At 73.4% G+C, this 18,121-nt stretch carries 14 protein-coding genes; 3 read left to right on the plus strand and 11 right to left on the minus strand.

The genetic code is table 11. The annotated features are described in order from the left end of the window. Positions 1 to 33: 33 nt before the first annotated feature. Complete coding sequence (locus tag CNQ36_RS32255; protein WP_040905391.1) at positions 34 to 264, minus strand: hypothetical protein; 231 nt, start codon at positions 262 to 264, stop codon at positions 34 to 36. Positions 265 to 408: 144 nt separating this feature from the next. On the opposite strand from CNQ36_RS32255, the gene CNQ36_RS32260 reads away from it, so the two are divergent. From CNQ36_RS32260 to CNQ36_RS32270, 3 genes are all read left to right on the plus strand, one after another. Beyond that, positions 409 to 849 (plus strand): ATP-binding protein, encoded by a 441-nt coding sequence (locus CNQ36_RS32260; protein WP_004921868.1) that lies wholly within the window; start codon positions 409 to 411, stop codon positions 847 to 849. Between the two features lie 193 nt (positions 850 to 1,042). Further along, positions 1,043 to 1,900, plus strand: a complete 858-nt coding sequence (locus CNQ36_RS32265) for a SigB/SigF/SigG family RNA polymerase sigma factor (protein ID WP_121549185.1) — start codon at positions 1,043 to 1,045, stop codon at positions 1,898 to 1,900. Positions 1,901 to 1,955: 55 nt separating this feature from the next. Further along, a complete protein-coding gene (locus CNQ36_RS32270) occupies positions 1,956 to 2,384 on the plus strand; it encodes a hypothetical protein (RefSeq protein ID WP_004921864.1) in 429 nt (142 codons plus the stop codon). 312 nt (positions 2,385 to 2,696) lie between these two features. Here the strand turns inward: CNQ36_RS32270 and CNQ36_RS32275 are convergent, their stop codons facing one another. The 10 genes from CNQ36_RS32275 to CNQ36_RS32320 all read right to left on the minus strand — a co-directional run bounded on the left by CNQ36_RS32275 (position 2,697) and on the right by CNQ36_RS32320 (position 18,042). Further along, complete coding sequence (locus CNQ36_RS32275; protein ID WP_121549187.1) at positions 2,697 to 4,934, minus strand: FUSC family protein; 2,238 nt, start codon at positions 4,932 to 4,934, stop codon at positions 2,697 to 2,699. Positions 4,935 to 5,013: 79 nt separating this feature from the next. Then, a complete protein-coding gene (locus CNQ36_RS32280; RefSeq protein WP_163013457.1) occupies positions 5,014 to 6,387 on the minus strand; it encodes an NAD(P)/FAD-dependent oxidoreductase in 1,374 nt (457 codons plus the stop codon). 99 nt (positions 6,388 to 6,486) lie between these two features. Then, positions 6,487 to 8,205: a PP2C family protein-serine/threonine phosphatase gene (locus CNQ36_RS32285; RefSeq protein ID WP_121549189.1), complete on the minus strand. Its 1,719-nt coding sequence runs from the start codon at positions 8,203 to 8,205 to the stop codon at positions 6,487 to 6,489. Next, positions 8,202 to 9,260 carry an ATP-binding SpoIIE family protein phosphatase gene (locus tag CNQ36_RS32290; protein WP_121549191.1) on the minus strand — a complete coding sequence of 353 codons (1,059 nt, stop codon included), beginning with the start codon at positions 9,258 to 9,260 and terminating at the stop codon, positions 8,202 to 8,204. Before CNQ36_RS32290 ends, CNQ36_RS32285 begins: the two co-directional genes overlap by 4 nt. Beyond that, complete coding sequence (locus CNQ36_RS32295; protein ID WP_121549193.1) at positions 9,260 to 9,700, minus strand: anti-sigma regulatory factor; 441 nt, start codon at positions 9,698 to 9,700, stop codon at positions 9,260 to 9,262. The genes CNQ36_RS32290 and CNQ36_RS32295 overlap by 1 nt, the downstream gene beginning before the upstream one ends. Then, positions 9,700 to 10,119 carry an STAS domain-containing protein gene (locus CNQ36_RS32300; RefSeq protein ID WP_121549194.1) on the minus strand — a complete coding sequence of 140 codons (420 nt, stop codon included), beginning with the start codon at positions 10,117 to 10,119 and terminating at the stop codon, positions 9,700 to 9,702. The genes CNQ36_RS32295 and CNQ36_RS32300 overlap by 1 nt, the downstream gene beginning before the upstream one ends. After that, positions 10,116 to 11,006 (minus strand): STAS domain-containing protein, encoded by an 891-nt coding sequence (locus CNQ36_RS32305; protein WP_121549195.1) that lies wholly within the window; start codon positions 11,004 to 11,006, stop codon positions 10,116 to 10,118. The genes CNQ36_RS32300 and CNQ36_RS32305 overlap by 4 nt, the downstream gene beginning before the upstream one ends. Positions 11,007 to 11,136: 130 nt before the next feature. After that, on the minus strand, positions 11,137 to 11,523 hold the full coding sequence (locus CNQ36_RS32310) for an STAS domain-containing protein (protein ID WP_121549642.1): 387 nt from the start codon (positions 11,521 to 11,523) through the stop codon (positions 11,137 to 11,139). 103 nt (positions 11,524 to 11,626) lie between these two features. Next, on the minus strand, positions 11,627 to 14,041 hold the full coding sequence (locus tag CNQ36_RS32315) for a SpoIIE family protein phosphatase (protein ID WP_121549197.1): 2,415 nt from the start codon (positions 14,039 to 14,041) through the stop codon (positions 11,627 to 11,629). Next, positions 14,038 to 18,042, minus strand: coding sequence for a HAMP domain-containing protein (locus CNQ36_RS32320; RefSeq protein ID WP_121549199.1), 4,005 nt, complete (start codon positions 18,040 to 18,042; stop codon positions 14,038 to 14,040). The genes CNQ36_RS32315 and CNQ36_RS32320 overlap by 4 nt, the downstream gene beginning before the upstream one ends. Positions 18,043 to 18,121: the final 79 nt, after the last annotated feature.

Below are 18,121 nucleotides of genomic sequence, written 5' to 3' on the forward strand. Positions count from 1 at the left end.
CGGCAGCGGCCCCCGCCAATCCGCGCGCGCCGGTCAGCTCTGGGCCGGGCGCCGGCCGGGGGTCAGTATCTCGTCGAGTACACGCAGCACCACTCCGTACGCCACCCCGCGCACCTCGGCGTCGCGCACCGCGCCGGGATCGTCGCCGTCCGCCCGCCGGAGCTCGTCGCGCCGGGCCCGCCAGGTCCGTTCCTCCTGTGCCGCGCAGGCCCGCGCCCGCTGGATCCGCCGCAGCAGTTCGTCCGAGTCCACCACATCGGTCATACGGTTCGCGTACCCCCGTGCGCCGTTCGGATGGCAGGCGTTCAGGAAACGGTCCGGAGGTTTGCGGTCACCGGGACAGGTGAGCCGAAAAGGGAGGTCCGAGGCATTCCGCACCGACCCTTCGTCACCGATCAGGGAGCCACGATGTGTGAGGAGTACACGACCGAACCCCTCGGCGGACCCGGCACGCGCCGGGCCGTGCCGTCCCGCCCGTGCCGGCCGGCCGACGTGCGCGAGGCCGTCGCGCGCGCGGTGTCCGAACGCTGCCGGACCACCAGCACCCCCTGTGACACCGAGGCACTGGCGGACGCCCTGCTGGTCGCCTCCGAACTCACCACCAACGCGCTGCTGCACGGCGGCGGCGTCACCGACTTCCAGGTCGACGTCAGCGGTCCCGGAGTGCGGCTGTCGGTCAGCGACCGCAGCGACCGGCTGCCCGTCGTCGTCCCGCGGACCGACCGGCAGGGCCGCAGCCGTCAGGGCGGTCACGGCTGGCCCATCGTGTGCCGGCTCTCCCGTGACGTGCGGGTGTCCGACCTCCCCGCCGGCGGCAAGTGCATCACCGCCCTGGTGCCCCTGCCCTGAGCTGCGCAGACCCGCTCCCGCCAGATTCCCCGCAATGCGGAGTTTGTTCCTCCGAAGGCAGGGCAATCGGAGGGTCGTGCTTCGGACCGGAGGCGCGCCGGCGGGACGGCTCGTCCGCTGCGGCCCCTCCGGGCATCCCGGTGGCGACCGTCCCGCGGTAGATCCCCCAAACCACCGTTCGGGAGCGAACCGCATGCTCATTGACACGCCCAGCCATCGCCCCTCCGACACGACGGCCGCCGCACCCCGCCGGCGCCACGACGACGCCCCCGACACCGCCGCCCTCTTCACCCGGATGGCGGAGCTCCAGGACGGCCCCGAGCGGGACGCCGTCCGGGACGAGCTGGTCACCGCGTGGCTGCCCATGGCCCACCGCATAGCCGGCCGGTTCCGCGACCGCGGCGAGGCCGTCGAGGACCTGCGCCAGGTGGCGGCACTCGGGCTGGTGAAGGCCATCGACCGCTTCGACCCGAGCCGCGGCGCCTTCGAGAGCTACGCCGTCCCCACCATCACCGGCGAGGTCAAGCGGCACTTCCGCGACCGGATGTGGGCCCTGCGGGTGCCCCGCCGGGTGCAGGAACTGCGCAACAAGGTGCGGGTGGCACGGCGTGAGCTGACCCAGAGCCCCGGCAGCCCCGAGCCGTCCGTGGCGGCCATCGCCGCCCACACCGGACTGACCGAGGACGAGGTCGGCGCCGGGATGGAGGCGCTGGAGAGCTTCAGCACCCTGTCCCTGGACGCCGAACTGTCGTCCGACGACGACGGCTACAGCCTCGCGGACACGCTGGGCGCCTCCGACTCCTCGTACGACGTCGTGGTCGACCGCGAGTCCGCCAAGGAGGGACTGCGCCGGCTGCCCGAGCGCGAACGCGCCATCCTCTACATGCGCTTCTTCGAGGACATGACCCAGAGCCGCATCGCCGACCAGCTGGGCATCTCCCAGATGCATGTCTCCCGCCTCATCAGCCGCAGCTGCGCGCGGGTGCGCGCCGATGTGATGGGGCAGCGAGGCGGCCGCCGGGGCACCGGAGGGCGGTCGGCAACGACGTGAGAGGCCGGCGCGCCCTCGGCCGTATGACCCGCCGTGTGCGGGGAACCCGAAGCCGATGAGCGAATCCGAGATTCCCCCGGAAGGCCGGCCCGTGGACGTCTACCTCGACCTCCTGCGGGTGCGGATGGACACCGAGGACTACCGGCTTCTGCTCCGAGTGGTGGAGCCGGTCCTCGAGGCGATCGAGGAACACCGAATGTCCGGCATGGACCTCGCCCTGGAGGACGCCGACGAGGAACTCCCCCAGGAGGTCCGTGACGAGGCCGCCCTGGTCATCGCCACCGCCGTCACCGGGCGGATGGACAACGAGGTGGTGGAGCTGGAGGTCGACGAGACCGGTCCGGTCCGGGTGGTCACCGACGCGGCCACCGCCGCCGACCCCTCCCGGCTGGGCGAGATCGCCGACTACATCAGGGACCGCCACCGCCAGAACGAGGAACTGCGCGGCATCGCCGAGGCCAGCGGCCTCCCCACCGACTTCTGATCCCCGTCAGGTCCCGCCCGGCGCCCACCGGGCGGGGCCTGCCCCGACCGGCCGCCCGGCCCGGACACCGTGTCGTGTCCGGGTTGGGCGGCCGGTCGTCGTCGGCGGGCCTGCGGTGCCGGGCCGCGCCGTGATGTGCGCGCCTGGGCCAGGCCATCGTGCGGGGGACCTCATGGCCGCCTTCGCCGGGGCGGGGCCCCTTCGCCGGCACCGGGGCCCTGACGCCGGCCCCGCCCGGCCTTCCGGGGAGGGCCGGTCACCGCGGTGCGGCGGGAATCACCGGTCCGCGGCCGGAGCGGCCGGGGCGGCCGGTCACCGGTCCGGGGAGCGGACCGGGACGCGGAGCGGGCGGGCGAGGCCGACCACGGCCTCGTCCAGGCGTTCCAGATGGCGCAGCACCCGGTCGGTGATGCGCCCGTACCTGCCGGTGCCGCCGTCGCCGCCCAGGAGGGACGCGATGCTCGGACCGGTGTCCACCGCCGCCGTGACCTCCTCGTCCGCCACGCGGTCCGCGATCGTCACGATGTTGCGCACCGTGCGCCCCGCCGCCCCGCGCAGCCGGGGGTCCGCCGCGATCGACGGATGCGTCGGCAGCAGCTCCGCCGTCGCCGCCAGCGAGCGCGCGTGGTACGCGCAGGTCTCCAGCAGCGCCACCACGTACCGCGCGGTGGTGCGCCGGGCCCGCAGCGGGGTCACCGGATGCGTCAGCGGCTGGGTGGCGGAGCGCAGATCGCCCAGCGCCTGGTCCAGCGCCCGCGCCTTGTCCAGCAGATCGCCGGCGGGGCCGCCGCTGAGCTGCCCCACGGCGGCCTCGGTGACCTCCGCCAGCCGCTCCAGCACGGTGACCAGCAGTTCACTGGTGCGCCGGTCGGTGCGCACCGGCAGCACCAGCGCCGCCGCGAACACCCCGCAGGCCGCGCCCAGCGCCGTCTCCTCCACCCGCAGCACCAGCACCTCCCAGCTGTAGGTGTGCAGCAGGGTGTAGAGCAGCCCGAGCATCGCCGTCACGAAGAACGACATCAGCGTGTAGGACAGCGGCGCGGTGTAGAACATCGCGAAGATCAGCAGCAGCACCAGGGCGAACGCCGTCCAGGTGTGCCGGCCCACCAGGGCGGCCAGCAGGATGCCGGCCACGACGCCGAACACCGTGCCCAGCAGCCGGCGGTAGCCCTTCACCAGGATCTCGCCGGTCGACGCCGTGTTGATGAAGACGATCCAGCAGGTCAGCACCGCCCAGTACCAGCGGTTGGTGGACAGCAGCTCGCCCCCGACGATGGCCAGCGCCGACCCCACGGAGACCTGTACGGCGGCACGAGTGGTGGGCCGTCGCAACCCCTTGGGCTGCTCCGCGGCCTCCGCCTCCTCGCCGGCGTCGATGGCGGCGTCCTCCGCCTCCAGCTCCTCCCGGGAACGGGCGGTCGCCGGGCTGTCGTCCGACTCGTCCTGCGGCCCCTCCAGCGCGACACGCAGCCCCATCACGGCGCGGGCGGTCTCGCCGATGCCCCGGAACACGTCCCGCACGGCCGGGGAGGCGGGCGGCAGGTTCTCCTCGTCGCGGTAGCCGAGCAGCCGGTTGCGCAGCTGGGCCACGGCCGTCCCGCCGGTCCCGGTGCGCACCACCAGCGCCCGCAGCGCGAGCAGATCCCGGCGCAGCAGGGCGGTGGCGTCGTCGGGGCCGGGCAGCCGGCCCACCTCGGGGGCGGGGGCGCCGGGCAGATGCAGGGTGAGGGTGTCCGCCCGCTGCGCGCTGCGGGCGGACAGCAGCAGCAGCCCGAGCCGCTCGGCGGCGATCTCCGCGTCCGCGATCCGGCGCTGCACCAGCCGCGCCGTCGACTCGTCCGGCGTGCCCTCCTCCAGCCGGGACTGGATCATCAGGGCCGTCTCGTGCAGCCGGGCGTTGCCCTCCCGCACGTCGGCCAGCGCCTTGTCCGCGTCCTCCGGCCCGGCGTCCAGCAGCGCCAGATGCGCCGAGACGAGCTGGGCCAGCCGCGCCCGGAAGGCCTGGCGCAGCCGCTGGAGCAGACCGGCGGGGGTCACCGGGACCACGGCGAACCGGACCAGCGCGCTGCACGCGAACGCGACGGTCAGCGCTGCCCACAGCCCCGGCAGGGTGCCGGTCGAGGCTCCGACGAACAGGGACAGGAAGTAGACCTGGAAGCCGATCAGCCCGAGCGCGGTCCCCCGGTCGCCGAACCGGCGGCCGTAGACCGCGCAGAAGATGAGGACGACGAAGAAGAGGTCCCCGACCACGACCCGCTCGCTGAGCACCGCGCCCAGCGACACGGACACCAGCGCGACCGGCAGCCCGACGGCCAGGGTGACGGCCTGGGCGCCGCGCTGTCTCTCCCGGATGGCGAAGGTGGACACCATCGCCGACATCGCGCCCGCCACCATATGGGTGACGTCGAACCCGGCCGCGGCGAGCACGGCCAGCGTCAGCGCCACCGCGCCCACCGTCCGCAGCCCCGCCGTCAGCCGCAGCAGGCCGGGGTCGGACGCCGCCAGACGGTCCCGCAGTCCTCCCCGCACCGAGCGTCCCGCCGCCTTCACTCCGCCGCACTCTCTCCCGTCGCGCACGCACTCCCGCACCCCGGCCACGCGGGGCGCGTCCCGCCTTCCGCCCCCGGGATCACCGTGCCGCCCGGCCCGCTTCCCCGACGTGCGCCCGTACCTGCTCCGGCGTCAGGTAGGCGTCCAGGTACTCGAAGTCCCGCAGGCTGCCCGGCCTGTGCGCCTGGAACCCGGTGCGCACGAAATCGTCGCCTGCGACGGCGTTCAGCAGCCAGTTGGTCATCACCCGCGTCTTGGCGACACCGGTGCGCAGCGCCGACCAGTGGTAGCCGCGGGCCACCGCCTGGGCGGGCACGCCGTGCAGTTCGATGCCGAGCGGCTTGGACACCGCGTCCTTGCCGCCGAGGTCCACCACGAGTCCGAGGTCCCGGTGGACGTACTGCCGCGTCGGCAGGCCCCGCAGGGTCGCGATGACGTTCTCCGCGACGTGCCTGCCCTGCCGCAGGGCGTGCTGCGCGGTCGGCGGGCACACCGCGCCGTCCCCCTTGGCCACGTCGGGCACCGCGGCCGAGTCGCCCAGCGCGAACACCCCGTCGTGGCCCGGCAGGCACATGTCCGCGTTGACGGCGAGCCGCCCGCGGACGGTCTCCGCGCCGAGCGTGCCGATGAGCGGGCTGGCGACGACCCCGGCGGTCCAGATCAGGGTGCGGGTGGGCACCACCCGGCCGTCGGTGAAGGTGACCTCCTCGGCGCCCGCCTTGGCGATGGAGACGCCCAGCGAGATCTCGATGCCGCGCCGGGTCAGGATCTGCTGCGCGCTGCGCCCGAGGTTCTCTCCCAGCTCGGGCATCAGCTTGGGCGCGATGTCGATGAGGTGCCACTTGATCAGGCCCGGGTCCAGGCGCGGATAACGCTTGACGGCGGCGTGCGTCAGCCGCTGCAGACAGGCCGCGGTCTCGGTGCCCGCGTAACCGCCGCCGACCACCACGAACTGCAGCCGCGAGGCCCGTTCCGCCGGATCGTGGCTGGCGTCGGCGATGTCGAGCTGCGAGATGACGTGGTCACGGAGGTAGGCGGCCTCGGCGAGCGACTTCAGGCCGAACGCGTGGTCGGTCAGCCCCGGGATGTCGAAGGTGCGGGTGACGCTGCCGGGGGCCAGCACGATGTAGTCGTACGGCTCGTCGACGACCTCGCCGTCGATGGTGCGGATGACACAGACCTTCGCCCGCAGGTCCACGCCGATGGCCCCGCCCGGGATGATCCGGGTGCGGTACCGCTCGCTGCGGCGCAGCGAGAGCGCGACCGACTGCGGGGTCAGCACTCCGGAGGCCACCTGGGGGAGCAGGGGCAGGTAGAGCTGGTAGGAGAACGGAGTCACCAGCGTGAGGTCGGCCTCGTCGGGGGCGAGCCTGCGCTCCAGCCGGCGCACGCACTCCACGCCGGCGAAACCGGCGCCCACCACGAGGATCCTGGGTCGTGTCACGGTGTCCATCCCTTTCCGCGGGCGGTCTGCCTCGGACATCACGTCTGACGCGTGCCCCTGTTCAGCACCACGATGCCCGTACCGCCGCGGGAACGCACCGGGAAGCGGTCACGGACCGTGCACGTGACAGAGCAGCAGGCAGACGTCGTCGTCGCGTTCGGAGTCGCTCAGCAGCGGGCGGAGCATGCGGTCCGCGGTGTCGTCCAGGCGCGTGTCCAGGTCCTCCGGTCCGAAGGAGCCGAGGACCGACGCGAGCCGCTCGATGCCGGGGTCGATGCCCTCGGCGCGCCGCTCTACCAGCCCGTCCGTGTAGAGCGCGAGCGTTGAACCGGGCGTCAGCCGCTCGGTGTGGTCCGCGATCTGCTGCCTCAGCGGTATGCCGAGCATGGCGCCCGGCTTGGCGTCCAGGACGCGCACCCGCCCGTCGGGCAGCCGCAGCACCGGCGGCGGATGACCGGCGGCGGCCCACGTCAGGGTGTCCTCGTCCGGGTGGAACCGCGCGATGACGGCAGTGGCGAACAGGTCGGGCTGCAGATGGTTCAGGAAGCCGTGCAGCCGGGTCAGCAGCTCGCCGGGGCTGCCGCCGTCGACGGCGTAGGCTCGCAGCGCGGTACGCAGCTGGCTCATCATCACCGCCGCGTGCAGCCCGTGCCCGGTCACGTCGCCGATGACGGTGATCAGACCGCCGTCCCGCTGCCGGAAGGCGTCGTACCAGTCGCCGCCGATGTTCAGGCCGTGCGTGGCGGGCAGGTAGCGGGCGGCCAGGCCGAGCCCGGGCGTCGTCGGCAGATCGGTCAGCAGGGCACGCTGCAGGGTCTCGGCGATGTCCCGGTTGTGCTCGAAGCGGCGGGCGTTGTCGATGGCGATACCGGCCCGCCGGGCCAGCTCCATCAGCATCACGGCGTCGTCCGGGTCCCAGCGGTCGCCGGGCGGCGACAGGGTGAGCACGCCCAGGGGCGTACGGCGCGTCAGCAGCGGGACGCACAGCAGGGGCCGGTCGGGGTCCAGCGCCGAGGCGGGCTGGTCCTCCACACCCGGCAGCCCGCCGGGGTGGCCTGCGGCGTACTGGGGACGGCCGGTGCGGGCCGCGCGGACGGCCGCCCGCGGATGGGACGTGGACCCGTACCGGTCGTCCTCCGAGTCGAACAGCCAAACGTCGACGTGGTGGGCGTACCGCGGCACCAGCAGCTCCGGCAGCCGGCGCACGATCTCGTCGTGGTTCAGCGAGGCGTTCAGCACGGCGCTCGTGTCCGCGAGGAACGTCAGCCTGCGGCGGGCGTCCTCCGCCTCGGTGCGCGCCAGGCGCTCGGCCGCGAACGCCTCCTCCTGCGCGCGCCCGGCCGCGTCCAGCTCGGCGTGCAGCGCCAGGACGCCCTGGTTGGTCTGGTGCAGCTCGTCCCGGTGGAAGGCGACCAGCCGCTCCTGCTCGGCGAGCCTGTCCAGCACCACGGACGTGTCCTCGTCCGCGCCCAGCAACGCCTCGGAGAGGTCGGCCGGGTCCCCCGTCACCTCGGTGGTGTCGTCCTCCCGCCCCGGCTCTGGGCAGGGGACGGACACCGTCCACGGGCCGCGGTCGGCGGCCGCCTCGCCGGGGGAGGGCGTGACCACGGCGCGCAGCGTCCGGGCCTCGCCGGGGGAGCCGGGGACGTCCACGGTGAGGACCCAGCCGCCCCCCTTGGTGAGGCACCGCCGCAGCCGGTCGCTGAGGGCCGCGGCCAGCCGGGCGCGTTCGACCGCGGGCACCCCGTGCGACGTGGCCAGCCGGGCCACGGCTATACGGGCGCGTGCCGCGTCGGTGACGGTACGGACCTGCCAGTTGTGCGTCATGGGCCGTCCTGCGGAACCGGCGCCAGCACGGCCACGGCGGTGTCGTCCCGCACCGGGCGCGCGGAACTGCCGGCGTCCCGGATCGCCACGGCGGCCGTCACGGCCGGATCGGCCGACGGCACCCCCGTGTCCGGGGCCGGGTTCCAGCGGCTGGGCAGTCCGTCCGTGTGCAGAATCAGCAGGCTCTCCCCGGTCCAGGCGACGTCGTCCTCGCGCACGGTGCGCGGCTGGTGCACCCCCACGATGCCGGGCCGCGACAGCAGCGACCGCCACCGGCCGCCCTCACGCAGCCTGGCCGACACGTTGCCGACCCCGGCGAAGCGCAGCCGGCCGGCCCACAGGTCGAGCTGCGCGACGGCCACGGCCGCGCCCCGGGTACCGGTGAGCGCTCCGTGGACGGCCTCCAGCGCCGCGGCGGGCGGCAGGCCGGGCCGGCGGTGCAGGGCCTCGGCCGCGGCGGTCGAGGCCCTCGCGGCCTCCCTGCCGTGGCCCAGCCCGTCCGCCAGCATCAGGGTCAGACGGTCGCCCGATCTGACCCAGGCCCAGGCGTCCCCGGAGAACTCGGCCCCGGCGTAGGGGATGTTGACCCCGCCGGCGCGCACACCGGCGGGGTCGGGCGCGGTGTCGCCGTGCGGTCCGCCGGTGCCCACGCGGGCCACCGCGACGGTGCCTCGGCCGGGCACGCTGTGCAGCCGGAAGTCGTCGGCCAGACGCCGGCAGGTGCCCAGACCCGCGCCGAGGGACCGGGCGGTGGTGAAACCGTCCCGCAGCGCGCCGTCGACGTCGGCGATCCCCGGACCGTGGTCGATCGTGGTGATCTGCACCACCCGGCCCGTGATGCCCTCGCCGAGCCGCGGCGGGTCCACGACGTCGATCAGCACCTCACCGGCCTGCGCGTGCTTGAGCAGGTTGGTGGCGAGCTCCGTCGCCACCAGCGACGCGGCGGAGGTGCGGGACTCGTCCAGCTCCGCCAGGGCCGCCGCCTCCTCCGCCGCGACCCGGACGTCGCGCACGCGGGTCGAGTCCTGCACCGGCACGTCCCAGACGCGCGGCATCACGCCTCCCCGGGGTGACCCGGGCGGCGGCCCACCCAGGACGTCACGCGCACCGTGGTGCCCGAGCCGGGAGCGCTCTCGACCTCGAAATCATGCACCAGACGCCGGGCGCCGCCGAGCCCCATCCCCAGACCGTCCCCGGAGGTGTAGCCGTCGCTGAGCGCCCGGTCCAGGTCCGGGATGCCCGGCCCGGAGTCGCTGAAGGTCAGCCGCAGGCCGCTCACGCCGTCGGCGGTGACATGGCTCACCTCCACCTCACCTCCTCCGCCGTGCACCAGCGTGTTCCGCGCCAGCTCGCTGGCGGCGGTCAGCACCTTCGTCTGGTCGACCAGTCCGAAGCCGAGCTGCGCGGCGGCCTGGCGCACGTGCTGGCGCACCCACACCAGGTCCATGTCCGACCGGATGGGCAGGCGGGCCTCGACGCCCGCTGCAGTGGGCATCACGGACTCTCCTGGCGGAGGCCGCCGGAGCGGGACGGGACGGCGGGCCGCGTCAGGAGTTCCAGCGCGGCCTCGGTGTTCAGCGCGGTCCGCATGCCCGGCAGCGTGAGACCCAGCTCCACGAGGGTGATCGCGACCGCGGGCCGCATCCCGGCCAGCACGGTCCGGGCCGCCAGCAGCTCGGACTGGGCCGCGATCTCGGCCAGCACGCGTCCGAGGAAGGAGTCGACGACCTCCACCCCGGAGATGTCGATGACCACGCCCGTGACCCTGCTGGTCGCGATGCTCTCGGACAGGTCCTGCTGCAACTGCTGTGCCGTGGTGTCGTACAGGTCCCCCTGAAGGGTGACCAGCAGGACCTCGCCCAGCCGGAGGACCGGCACATGTCCCGCGACCGGGCGGGAGAACTGCTCGCTCACCGGCGGCCCGCACCGTCGGGAGCCGCGTTCACGATGTTCGCCCCCAGCTCGTGCAGGCAGTGCCCCAGCGCGTCGGCGAGCGACGCCCGGGTCTTCACCGTGCCGAGGTCCAGACCCAGGTGCACGATGGTCTGCGCGATCGCCGGACGGATGCCGGACACCACGCACTCCGCACCCATCAGCCGGGCCGCGGCGACCGTCTTCATCAGGTGCTGCGCCACCAGCGAGTCGACCGTCGGCACACCGGTGATGTCGAGGATCGCGAACCGGGCCTGCTGGTCGACCACCGCGTTCAGCAGGGTCTCCATGACCACCTGGCTGCGGGCGCTGTCCAGCGTCCCGATCAGCGGGACCGCCACGATGCCGTCCCAGAGCTTGATCACCGGGGTGGCCACCTCCAGCAGCTGCAGGCGCTGCCGGTCGATGAGCGCCTGCCCCTCGCTGAGCGCCGCCTGCATGGCCACCAGGCGCAGCGTGCCCATGAGGACGCCGAGCGCGGACGCGCACTCCCGCGTCCGCTCCGGCGGGGCCTCGCCCATGTCGGCGACCAGCAGGTTCTCCATGGGCGGCCACAGCGCGGCCAGCTCGCTCGACACCTGCGTGGTGGACAGCCCCGCGCGGGAGCGGGCCGCCCCCATCCGCGCCAACTGCTCGCGCAGGCCCGAGAAGCCGGCGGCGTCCGGGTCCTCGACCCGTCCGGCGTCGGCGACCTCGGCCAGCGCGTCCACGACCACCTTCCCCGCCTCCACGGCCTCGTCGCGCGAGACGGTGAACACCGTGCGGAACAGGGGCTCGTCCGCCCACCGCTGGGCGATCTGCTCACGTCGGCGGCGCAGGAAGTCCCTGACCTCGACCGTCGGGGTTCCGCCCGCTTCGTGCTCCGGCACGTGTTCTTCTCCTCGTGATCATGGTGTCGACCCGTGCGCGCCCCGGACATCCGGAAGCGCGTACGGTTTCGGCCGCCCGGTCACTCTAATCATCCGTCGCGACCGCGGACGTCCGGCCCGGGAAGTCCGCTCAGTCCTCCAGCGGCACCTCGGGGGAGCGGTCCACGCGCTCCAGCGCCTCCTCGGCGCTCTCCGAGACGGGCACGGTTATGCTCACGCCGGTCAGGTCCAGGATGCGGCGCACCGCGGGCGTGGGGGAGATGATGTGCACGCTCCCCGGCAGGTCACGTGCCTCCTGGTAGACGCGCAGGATGATGTTCATGCCGGACGAGTCCATGAAGGGCACCGCCGACAGGTCCAGCAGGAAGTGACGGCGGCCGTGATGGAGCTGGTTCGCCAGGTGGTGCTGGAACTCGGTCGCCGTGTCGACGTCCAAGTGCCCCTCCACCGTGAGCAGTGCCACGTCCTCACGCGGCAGGGTCACCTCGACGGACAACGGGTCCTGGGCAATGGGCACGAGTACCTCCAACAAAAATGATCAAGCTCTTGGTCGCGCAGCCGCGCGTACCCGCTAATCGCCCTGTCATGCCTCCGAGGGTCTCCCCGGTGGCGTACGGCACTCATCCGACCCGCAGCCCCACGATGCAGGTGTCGTCGTCCGTGTCCGACTTGCTGTACGTGAGCAGCCGGTCCAGCCGCTGGTCGAGCGTGCCGGGGGCGGTGGCGGCGCTGGTGAGCAGCCCGGTCAGGGACTCCTCCAGGCTACGGTCCCGGCGCTCGATCAGACCGTCCGTGTACATCAGCAGATTGTCCTCGGCGGCCAGCTGCACCTCCGACTCCTCGTAGACGGCCTCCGGCACGGCGCCCAGCAGCAGTCCGCGCACCAGCGGCAGCGGAGCGGCCTCCCGGCCCCGCACCAGCACCGGCGGCAGATGCCCCGCCCGTGCCCAGCGCAGTGTGCGCGCGACCGGGTCGTACAGACCGCAGACCGCGGTGGCGGTGATGCCGCCCGTCAGATGGTGCGCCACGATGTTCAGCCACGACAGCAGCTGCCCGGGACCCGCCCCGGTGACGGCCAGCCCGCGCAGCGCGTTGCGCAGCACGACCATGCTGGTCGCGGCCTCTATGCCGTGACCGGCGACGTCGCCCACGCACACCAGCACCAGCCGGGACGGCAGCACCACGGCGTCGTACCAGTCACCGCCGACCAGCTGCTCGGCCTCCGCGGGCCGGTAGCGGACGGCCACGTCGAGGCCGGGCACCTGCAGCGGCGCCTGGGTGGGCGGCATGATGGCCCGCTGCAGCTGCAGCGCCAGCCGGTCGCGTTCGCTGGCGTGCTGCTCGGTGTGGGCCAGCTGGTCGCGGGTGGCCGCCAGCGCCACCTCGGTCCAGTGCTGGGCCGAGATGTCCTGGTAGGCGCCCCGCGTGGTGAGCAGCCGCCCGTCGGTGTCCAGGACCGGCTCCGCGACCACCCGGATGTGCCGGGTCACCCCGTCCGGCCGCTGCAGCCGGAAGGCGGCCGAGGCCGGCCGGAGGTGGTGCAGCAGCGTGCGCAGGAAGCGCCCGATGGTGACTGCGTCGTCCGGATGGGCGTGCGCGGGCAGTTCCTCCAGCGGCACCGGCAGGCTGGACGGCGAACGCCCGTACAGGTCGAACAGCTGCCCGTTCCAGGTGATCTCACCGGTCAGCAGGTTCTCCTCGAAGCCGCCGATCCGGCCGAGCCGCTGGGCGTGCTGGAGCAGGCTCGCCAGGCGGGCCGTCTCGTCCTCGATCCGCCAGATGAACAGGATGCCGGAGCCGTGCCGGCTGACGCTTATGTCGGCGACCGACGACAGCGGCACCTGGTCGACCAGGGCGGTCAGGTTCATCCGCCGGGCCCGGAACGGCTCACCCGTGGCGTACACCCGCTCGATCCGCTGGAACAGCTCGCTGTCCCCGGCGGCCATCGGGTAGGCCTCCAGCAGCAGCGCACCGCTGACCATGGCACGCGGCCGGCCCGCCGGGTCGAGGAAGCGGCCGTTGACGTGCTGGATGCGGAAGTCCAGCAGGTTCCCGTGGGCGTCCAGATGGGGCACCAGGACGAGGGCCGGGTCGTACAGCCCGTCGGCCAGGTCCATCAGCTCCGCGGCGTCCGCCGGCTCCTGCTGCCGCCCGGCCGGGCCGTCCGGCACCGCACCGGTCTCCAGGGTGTGGGCGCACAGCTCGGCCAGGGCCTCCACCTGGCGGACTATCTGCGGTGGCTGCGGGGGCAGCGGATCGGGCCAGACGATCTCCAGCACGCCGTGCACACGGCCCCCGGTGCCGGCGGGCACCGCCGCCCTGCCGCCGTCCGGGTGATGGTGCCGGCCGACGCTGGGCAGGCCCCGCTCGGCGAGCGACGTGATCCACAGGCCGTCGGGCTCCGCGAGGCCGCACCGGGCGACCGTCGCCACGTCCGGCGGCACGTAGCACCAGCGCGCCGCCTCGGCGGGGGAGAACCCGGCGCTGCCCGCCAGGGTCAGCGACCCGTCGGCGCCGGCCGCCCAGATCGCCACGGCCACCGCGCCCAGCGGGCGCAGCGCCTGCGCGAGCAGGGACTCGGCCACGGCCTGGGTGTCGTCCGCCGCCAGCGCCGCGCTCTCGGCCGCGCGCAACCGTACGGCGGCCGGCTCCGGACCCGCCTCCTCGGCGGCCCGGGTGGCGGCCAGGAAGGCGTCCGTCACCTCCGACATGCGGTCCCGGGCGGCCTGGTTGATGACCTCGACCGCGAACTCCAGCTGAGTCGTCCCGGCCTGCTCGGTCAGCTCGGCGAGCTGGCGGGCGGCCTGCGAGGGGCCGCATCCCAGACGCTCGACCAGGATGCCCTTGGCGAGCTCGATCAGCGCCCGCCCCTCCGCCTCGGCCTGCGCCGCGCGAACCTCCCGGCTGAGCCGGTCCACGGTCGCCGCGAGCCTGCCCGCGGGCGAGTCCGCGGACACCCCGCCGGGTCCGGCCGGCGGCGGCTCGAGCCGGGTCTCGCCACCGTGCGGCCCCTCCGGCCGCTCCCCGGCGCTCATGCGGGCAGCCAGCGGCGGACGCAGGCGATCAGGTCCTGGGTGTCGACCGGTTTGGTGACGTAGTCGCTGGCCCCGGAGGCGATGCTCTTCTCCCGGTCCCCGGGCATCGCCTTGGCCGTGACGGCGACGATGGGCAGGTCGGCGTACTGCGGCATGGAGCGGATCTCGGCCGTGGCGGCGTAGCCGTCCAGCTCGGGCATCATCACGTCCATCAGGACGAGCGCCACCTCGGGGTTGTCCACCAGTCTCTCGATGCCCTTGCGGCCGTTCTCCGCGTGCAGCACCCGGAAGCCGTGCAGCTCCAGGATCCCGCTGAGCGCGAAGAGGTTGCGCGCGTCGTCGTCCACGACGAGGACGGTACGGCCGGAGAACGAGCCGTCCACCACGGTCTGCGGCGCCGGGCGCTGCTGCTCGTCGGGCCTGACCAGCGACAGCACGTCGCCGGGCTCCTCGGCGGAGAGGTGCAGGGCGATGCGTTCACGCAGCTCGTCGAGGCTGGAGAGGAACTCCAGCGCCGTCCCCCGGGCACGGGACCGCAGGTCCTCCTCCACCGCCGTGTCCGCCCGGTGGCCGCTGTGCACCAGCACCGGCACGCTCGCCAGCGCGGAGTCGCCCCGCAGGGCCTCCAGGAACCGGGCGACCTCCTCCTCGGCCATGCCCAGCTCCAGCACCACGCAGTGGCACGACTCGGTGGCCAGCGCACCGGCCGCCTCCTGCGCGCCGACCGCGGTGATGATGTCGACCGAGGGCCGCGGGGCGGCGTCGCCCCGGCCCTGCGCGACGTCCTGGACCACGCTCTCCGCGACCAGGGTGAGCAGGCCCCGCGGCCGCTCCTCGACCACGAGCAGCCGCCGGGGACGCCGGCCGGACGCCGGTCCCGTCTCGAGCGCCGGCAGCTGACGTGCGGGCGCCTCCGGCAGGGCCTCGCCCCGCTCCCCGTCCGTGACCGCGGGGGGCCGCAGCAGCTCCTCGAAGTCCGGCCGGGCCACCGGCAGGAACAGGGTGAACGTGCTGCCCTGGCCCGCGACGCTGTCCACCGTCACCGCGCCGCCCAGCAGATGGGCGATCTCGCGGGTGATGGACAGACCGAGCCCCGTGCCGCCGTACTTGCGGCTCGTGGTCCCGTCGGCCTGCTGGAAGGCGCCGAAGATCGCCTCCAGGTGCTGCTCGGGGATGCCGACGCCGGTGTCCTGCACCCGGAAGGCCACCACGGGCCCGCCCCGCAGCACACCGCTGGGCACCTCGTCGTCCGGCGCGGGTTCGATCCGCAGCCGCACTTCGCCCCGTTCGGTGAACTTGACCGCGTTGGACAGCAGATTGCGCAGCACCTGCCGCAGCCGGGAGTCGTCGGTGAGCAGGTCGGCCGGCGCGCCCGGGGCCGTCGTCACGGTGAAGTCCAGGCTCTTCTGCATCGTCATGGGCCGGAAGGTGGCCTCGACGTACTCGATGAGCCGGCGCAGCTCCACCCGCTCGGGGCTGACGTCCATCTTCCCGGCCTCGACCTTCGACAGGTCGAGGATGTCGTTGATCAGCTGGAGCAGGTCGGAGCCGGCCGAGTGGATGATCTGCGCGTACTCGACCTGCTTCGGGCTGAGGTTGCGCGAGGGGTTCTGGGCGAGCAACTGGGCCAGGATCAGCAGGCTGTTGAGCGGGGTGCGCAGCTCGTGGCTCATGTTCGCCAGGAACTCCGACTTGTACTTCGAGGCCAGCGACAGCTGCTGCGCCCGCGCCTCCAGCTCCTGGCGGGCCTGCTCGATCTGCAGGTTCTTCGCCTCGATGTCCCGGTTCTGCGCCGCCAGCAGCGCGGCCTTGTCCTCCAGCTCCGCGTTGGAGTGCTGGAGTTCCTCCTGCTGGGTCTGCAACTCCGCCGAGCGCTCCTGCAGTTCGACGGTGAGCCGCTGCGACTCGACCAGCAGCTCGTCGGTGCGGGCGTTGGCGACGATGGTGTTGACGTTGACGCCGATGGTCTCCATCAGCTGGGCCAGGAAGTCCTGGTGGATCTGGGTGAACGGGGTCACCGACGCCAGCTCGATCACGCCGAGCACCTGGCCCTCCACCACGATGGGCAGCAGTACCAGCGCGGTCGGCACCACGTGGCCGAGCCCGGAGGAGATGGTGACGTAGTCCGGCGGCAGCTCGTCCACCGTGATGGTGCGCCGGCTGCGGGCGGCCTGGCCCACGAGCGTGCGGCCGAAGGCGATCCGGGTGGGCCGGACGTCGTCGTCGGGGTAGCCGTAGGAGCCGACCAGCCGCAGCTCGGGGCCGCCGTCGCCGTCCTCGGCGAGGTAGAAGGCGCCGTACTGGGCCGACACCAGCGGCACCAGCTCGTCCATGATCAGCTCGGCGACCACGGGCAGGTCGCGGTGCCCCTGCATCAGGCCCGACACCCGGGCGAGGTTGGTCTTGAGCCAGTCCTGCTCCTGGTTGGCCCGGGTGGTCTCGCGCAGGGACTCCACCATCGCGTTGATGTTGTCCTTGAGCTCGGCGACCTCGCCGGACGCCTCCACGTTCACGGAGCGGGTCAGATCGCCCTCGGCGACCGCGCTCGTCACCTCGGCGATCGCCCGGACCTGCCGGGTCAGGTTGCCCGCCAGCTCGTTGACGTTTTCCGTGAGCCGCTTCCAGGTGCCGGAGACGCCCTCGACCTCCGCCTGTCCGCCGAGCCGTCCCTCGGTGCCGACCTCGCGGGCGACGCGGGTGACCTCGTCGGCGAAGGCGGAGAGCTGGTCGACCATCGTGTTGATGGTCGTCTTCAGCTCCAGGATCTCGCCCCGCGCGTCGACGTCGATCTTCTTCGACAGGTCGCCCCGGGCCACCGCGGTCGTCACCAGCGCGATGTTGCGCACCTGGCCGGTGAGGTTGTTGGCCATGGAGTTGACGTTGTCGGTGAGGTCCTTCCAGGTGCCCGCGACATGCGGCACGTGCGCCTGTCCGCCGAGGCGTCCCTCGGTGCCGACCTCGCGGGCGACGCGGGTGACCTCGTCGGCGAAGGCGGACAGCGTGTCCACCATCGTGTTGATGACGTCGGCCAGCGCCCCGACCTCGCCGGCCGCCTCGACCCTGATCCGCTGCGACAGGTCGCCCCGGCCCACCGCGGAGGCGACCTGGGCGATGGAGCGGACCTGGCCGGTCAGGTTGGACGCCATCACGTTGACGTTGTCCGTGAGGTCCTTCCAGGTGCCCGAGACTCCCCGCACCTGGGCCTGTCCGCCGAGGCGTCCCTCGGTGCCGACCTCGCGGGCGACGCGGGTGACCTCGTCGGCGAAGGCGGAGAGTTGGTCGACCATGGTGTTGATGGTGTTCTTGAGTTCGAGGATCTCGCCGCGGGCGTCCACGGTGATCTTCTGCGAGAGGTCGCCCTTGGCGACCGCCGTCGCCACCAGGGCGATGTTGCGGACCTGGCCGGTCAGGTTGCCGGCCATGAAGTTCACCGAGTGGGTGAGGTCGCGCCAGGTGCCCTTGACTCCCTGCACATCGGCCTGTCCGCCGAGGCGTCCCTCGGTGCCGACCTCGCGGGCGACGCGGGTGACCTCGTCGGCGAAGGCGGAGAGTTGGTCGACCATGGTGTTGATGGTGTTCTTGAGTTCGAGGATCTCGCCGCGGGCGTCCACGGTGATCTTCTGCGAGAGGTCGCCCTTGGCGACCGCCGTCGTCACCTGGGCGACGTTGCGGACCTGCGCGGTGAGATTGCCCGCCATGGCGTTCACCGAGTCCGTCAGGTCCGCCCAGGTGCCCGAGACCCCCGGCACCTGCGCCTGGCCGCCCAGCGCCCCCTCGGTGCCGACCTCGCGGGCCACCCGGGTGACCTCGGAGGTGAACACCGACAGCTGGTCCACCATCCCGTTGAAGACCTTGGCGATGTCCCCCATGAGACCGTCGGCGTCGTCCGGCAGCCGGGTGCCGAAGTCCCCGTCCCGTACCGCCGTCAGCCCCGCCAGGAGCCGCGTCAGCTCCTGGTCCCCCGGCACCGTGTCGGTCCCCTCGGTGCTCTTGCTGGTCATGCACAGCCTCGTTCCGGCAGAGTCAGAGTGCATTTCCGCAGTTCACGGATTTGCGCGATGAGAAAATACGCCGAAGGCT

Origin of the sequence: Streptomyces fungicidicus, from assembly GCF_003665435.1 — a bacterium.
Classification (GTDB): Bacteria; Actinomycetota; Actinomycetes; order Streptomycetales; family Streptomycetaceae; genus Streptomyces; species Streptomyces fungicidicus.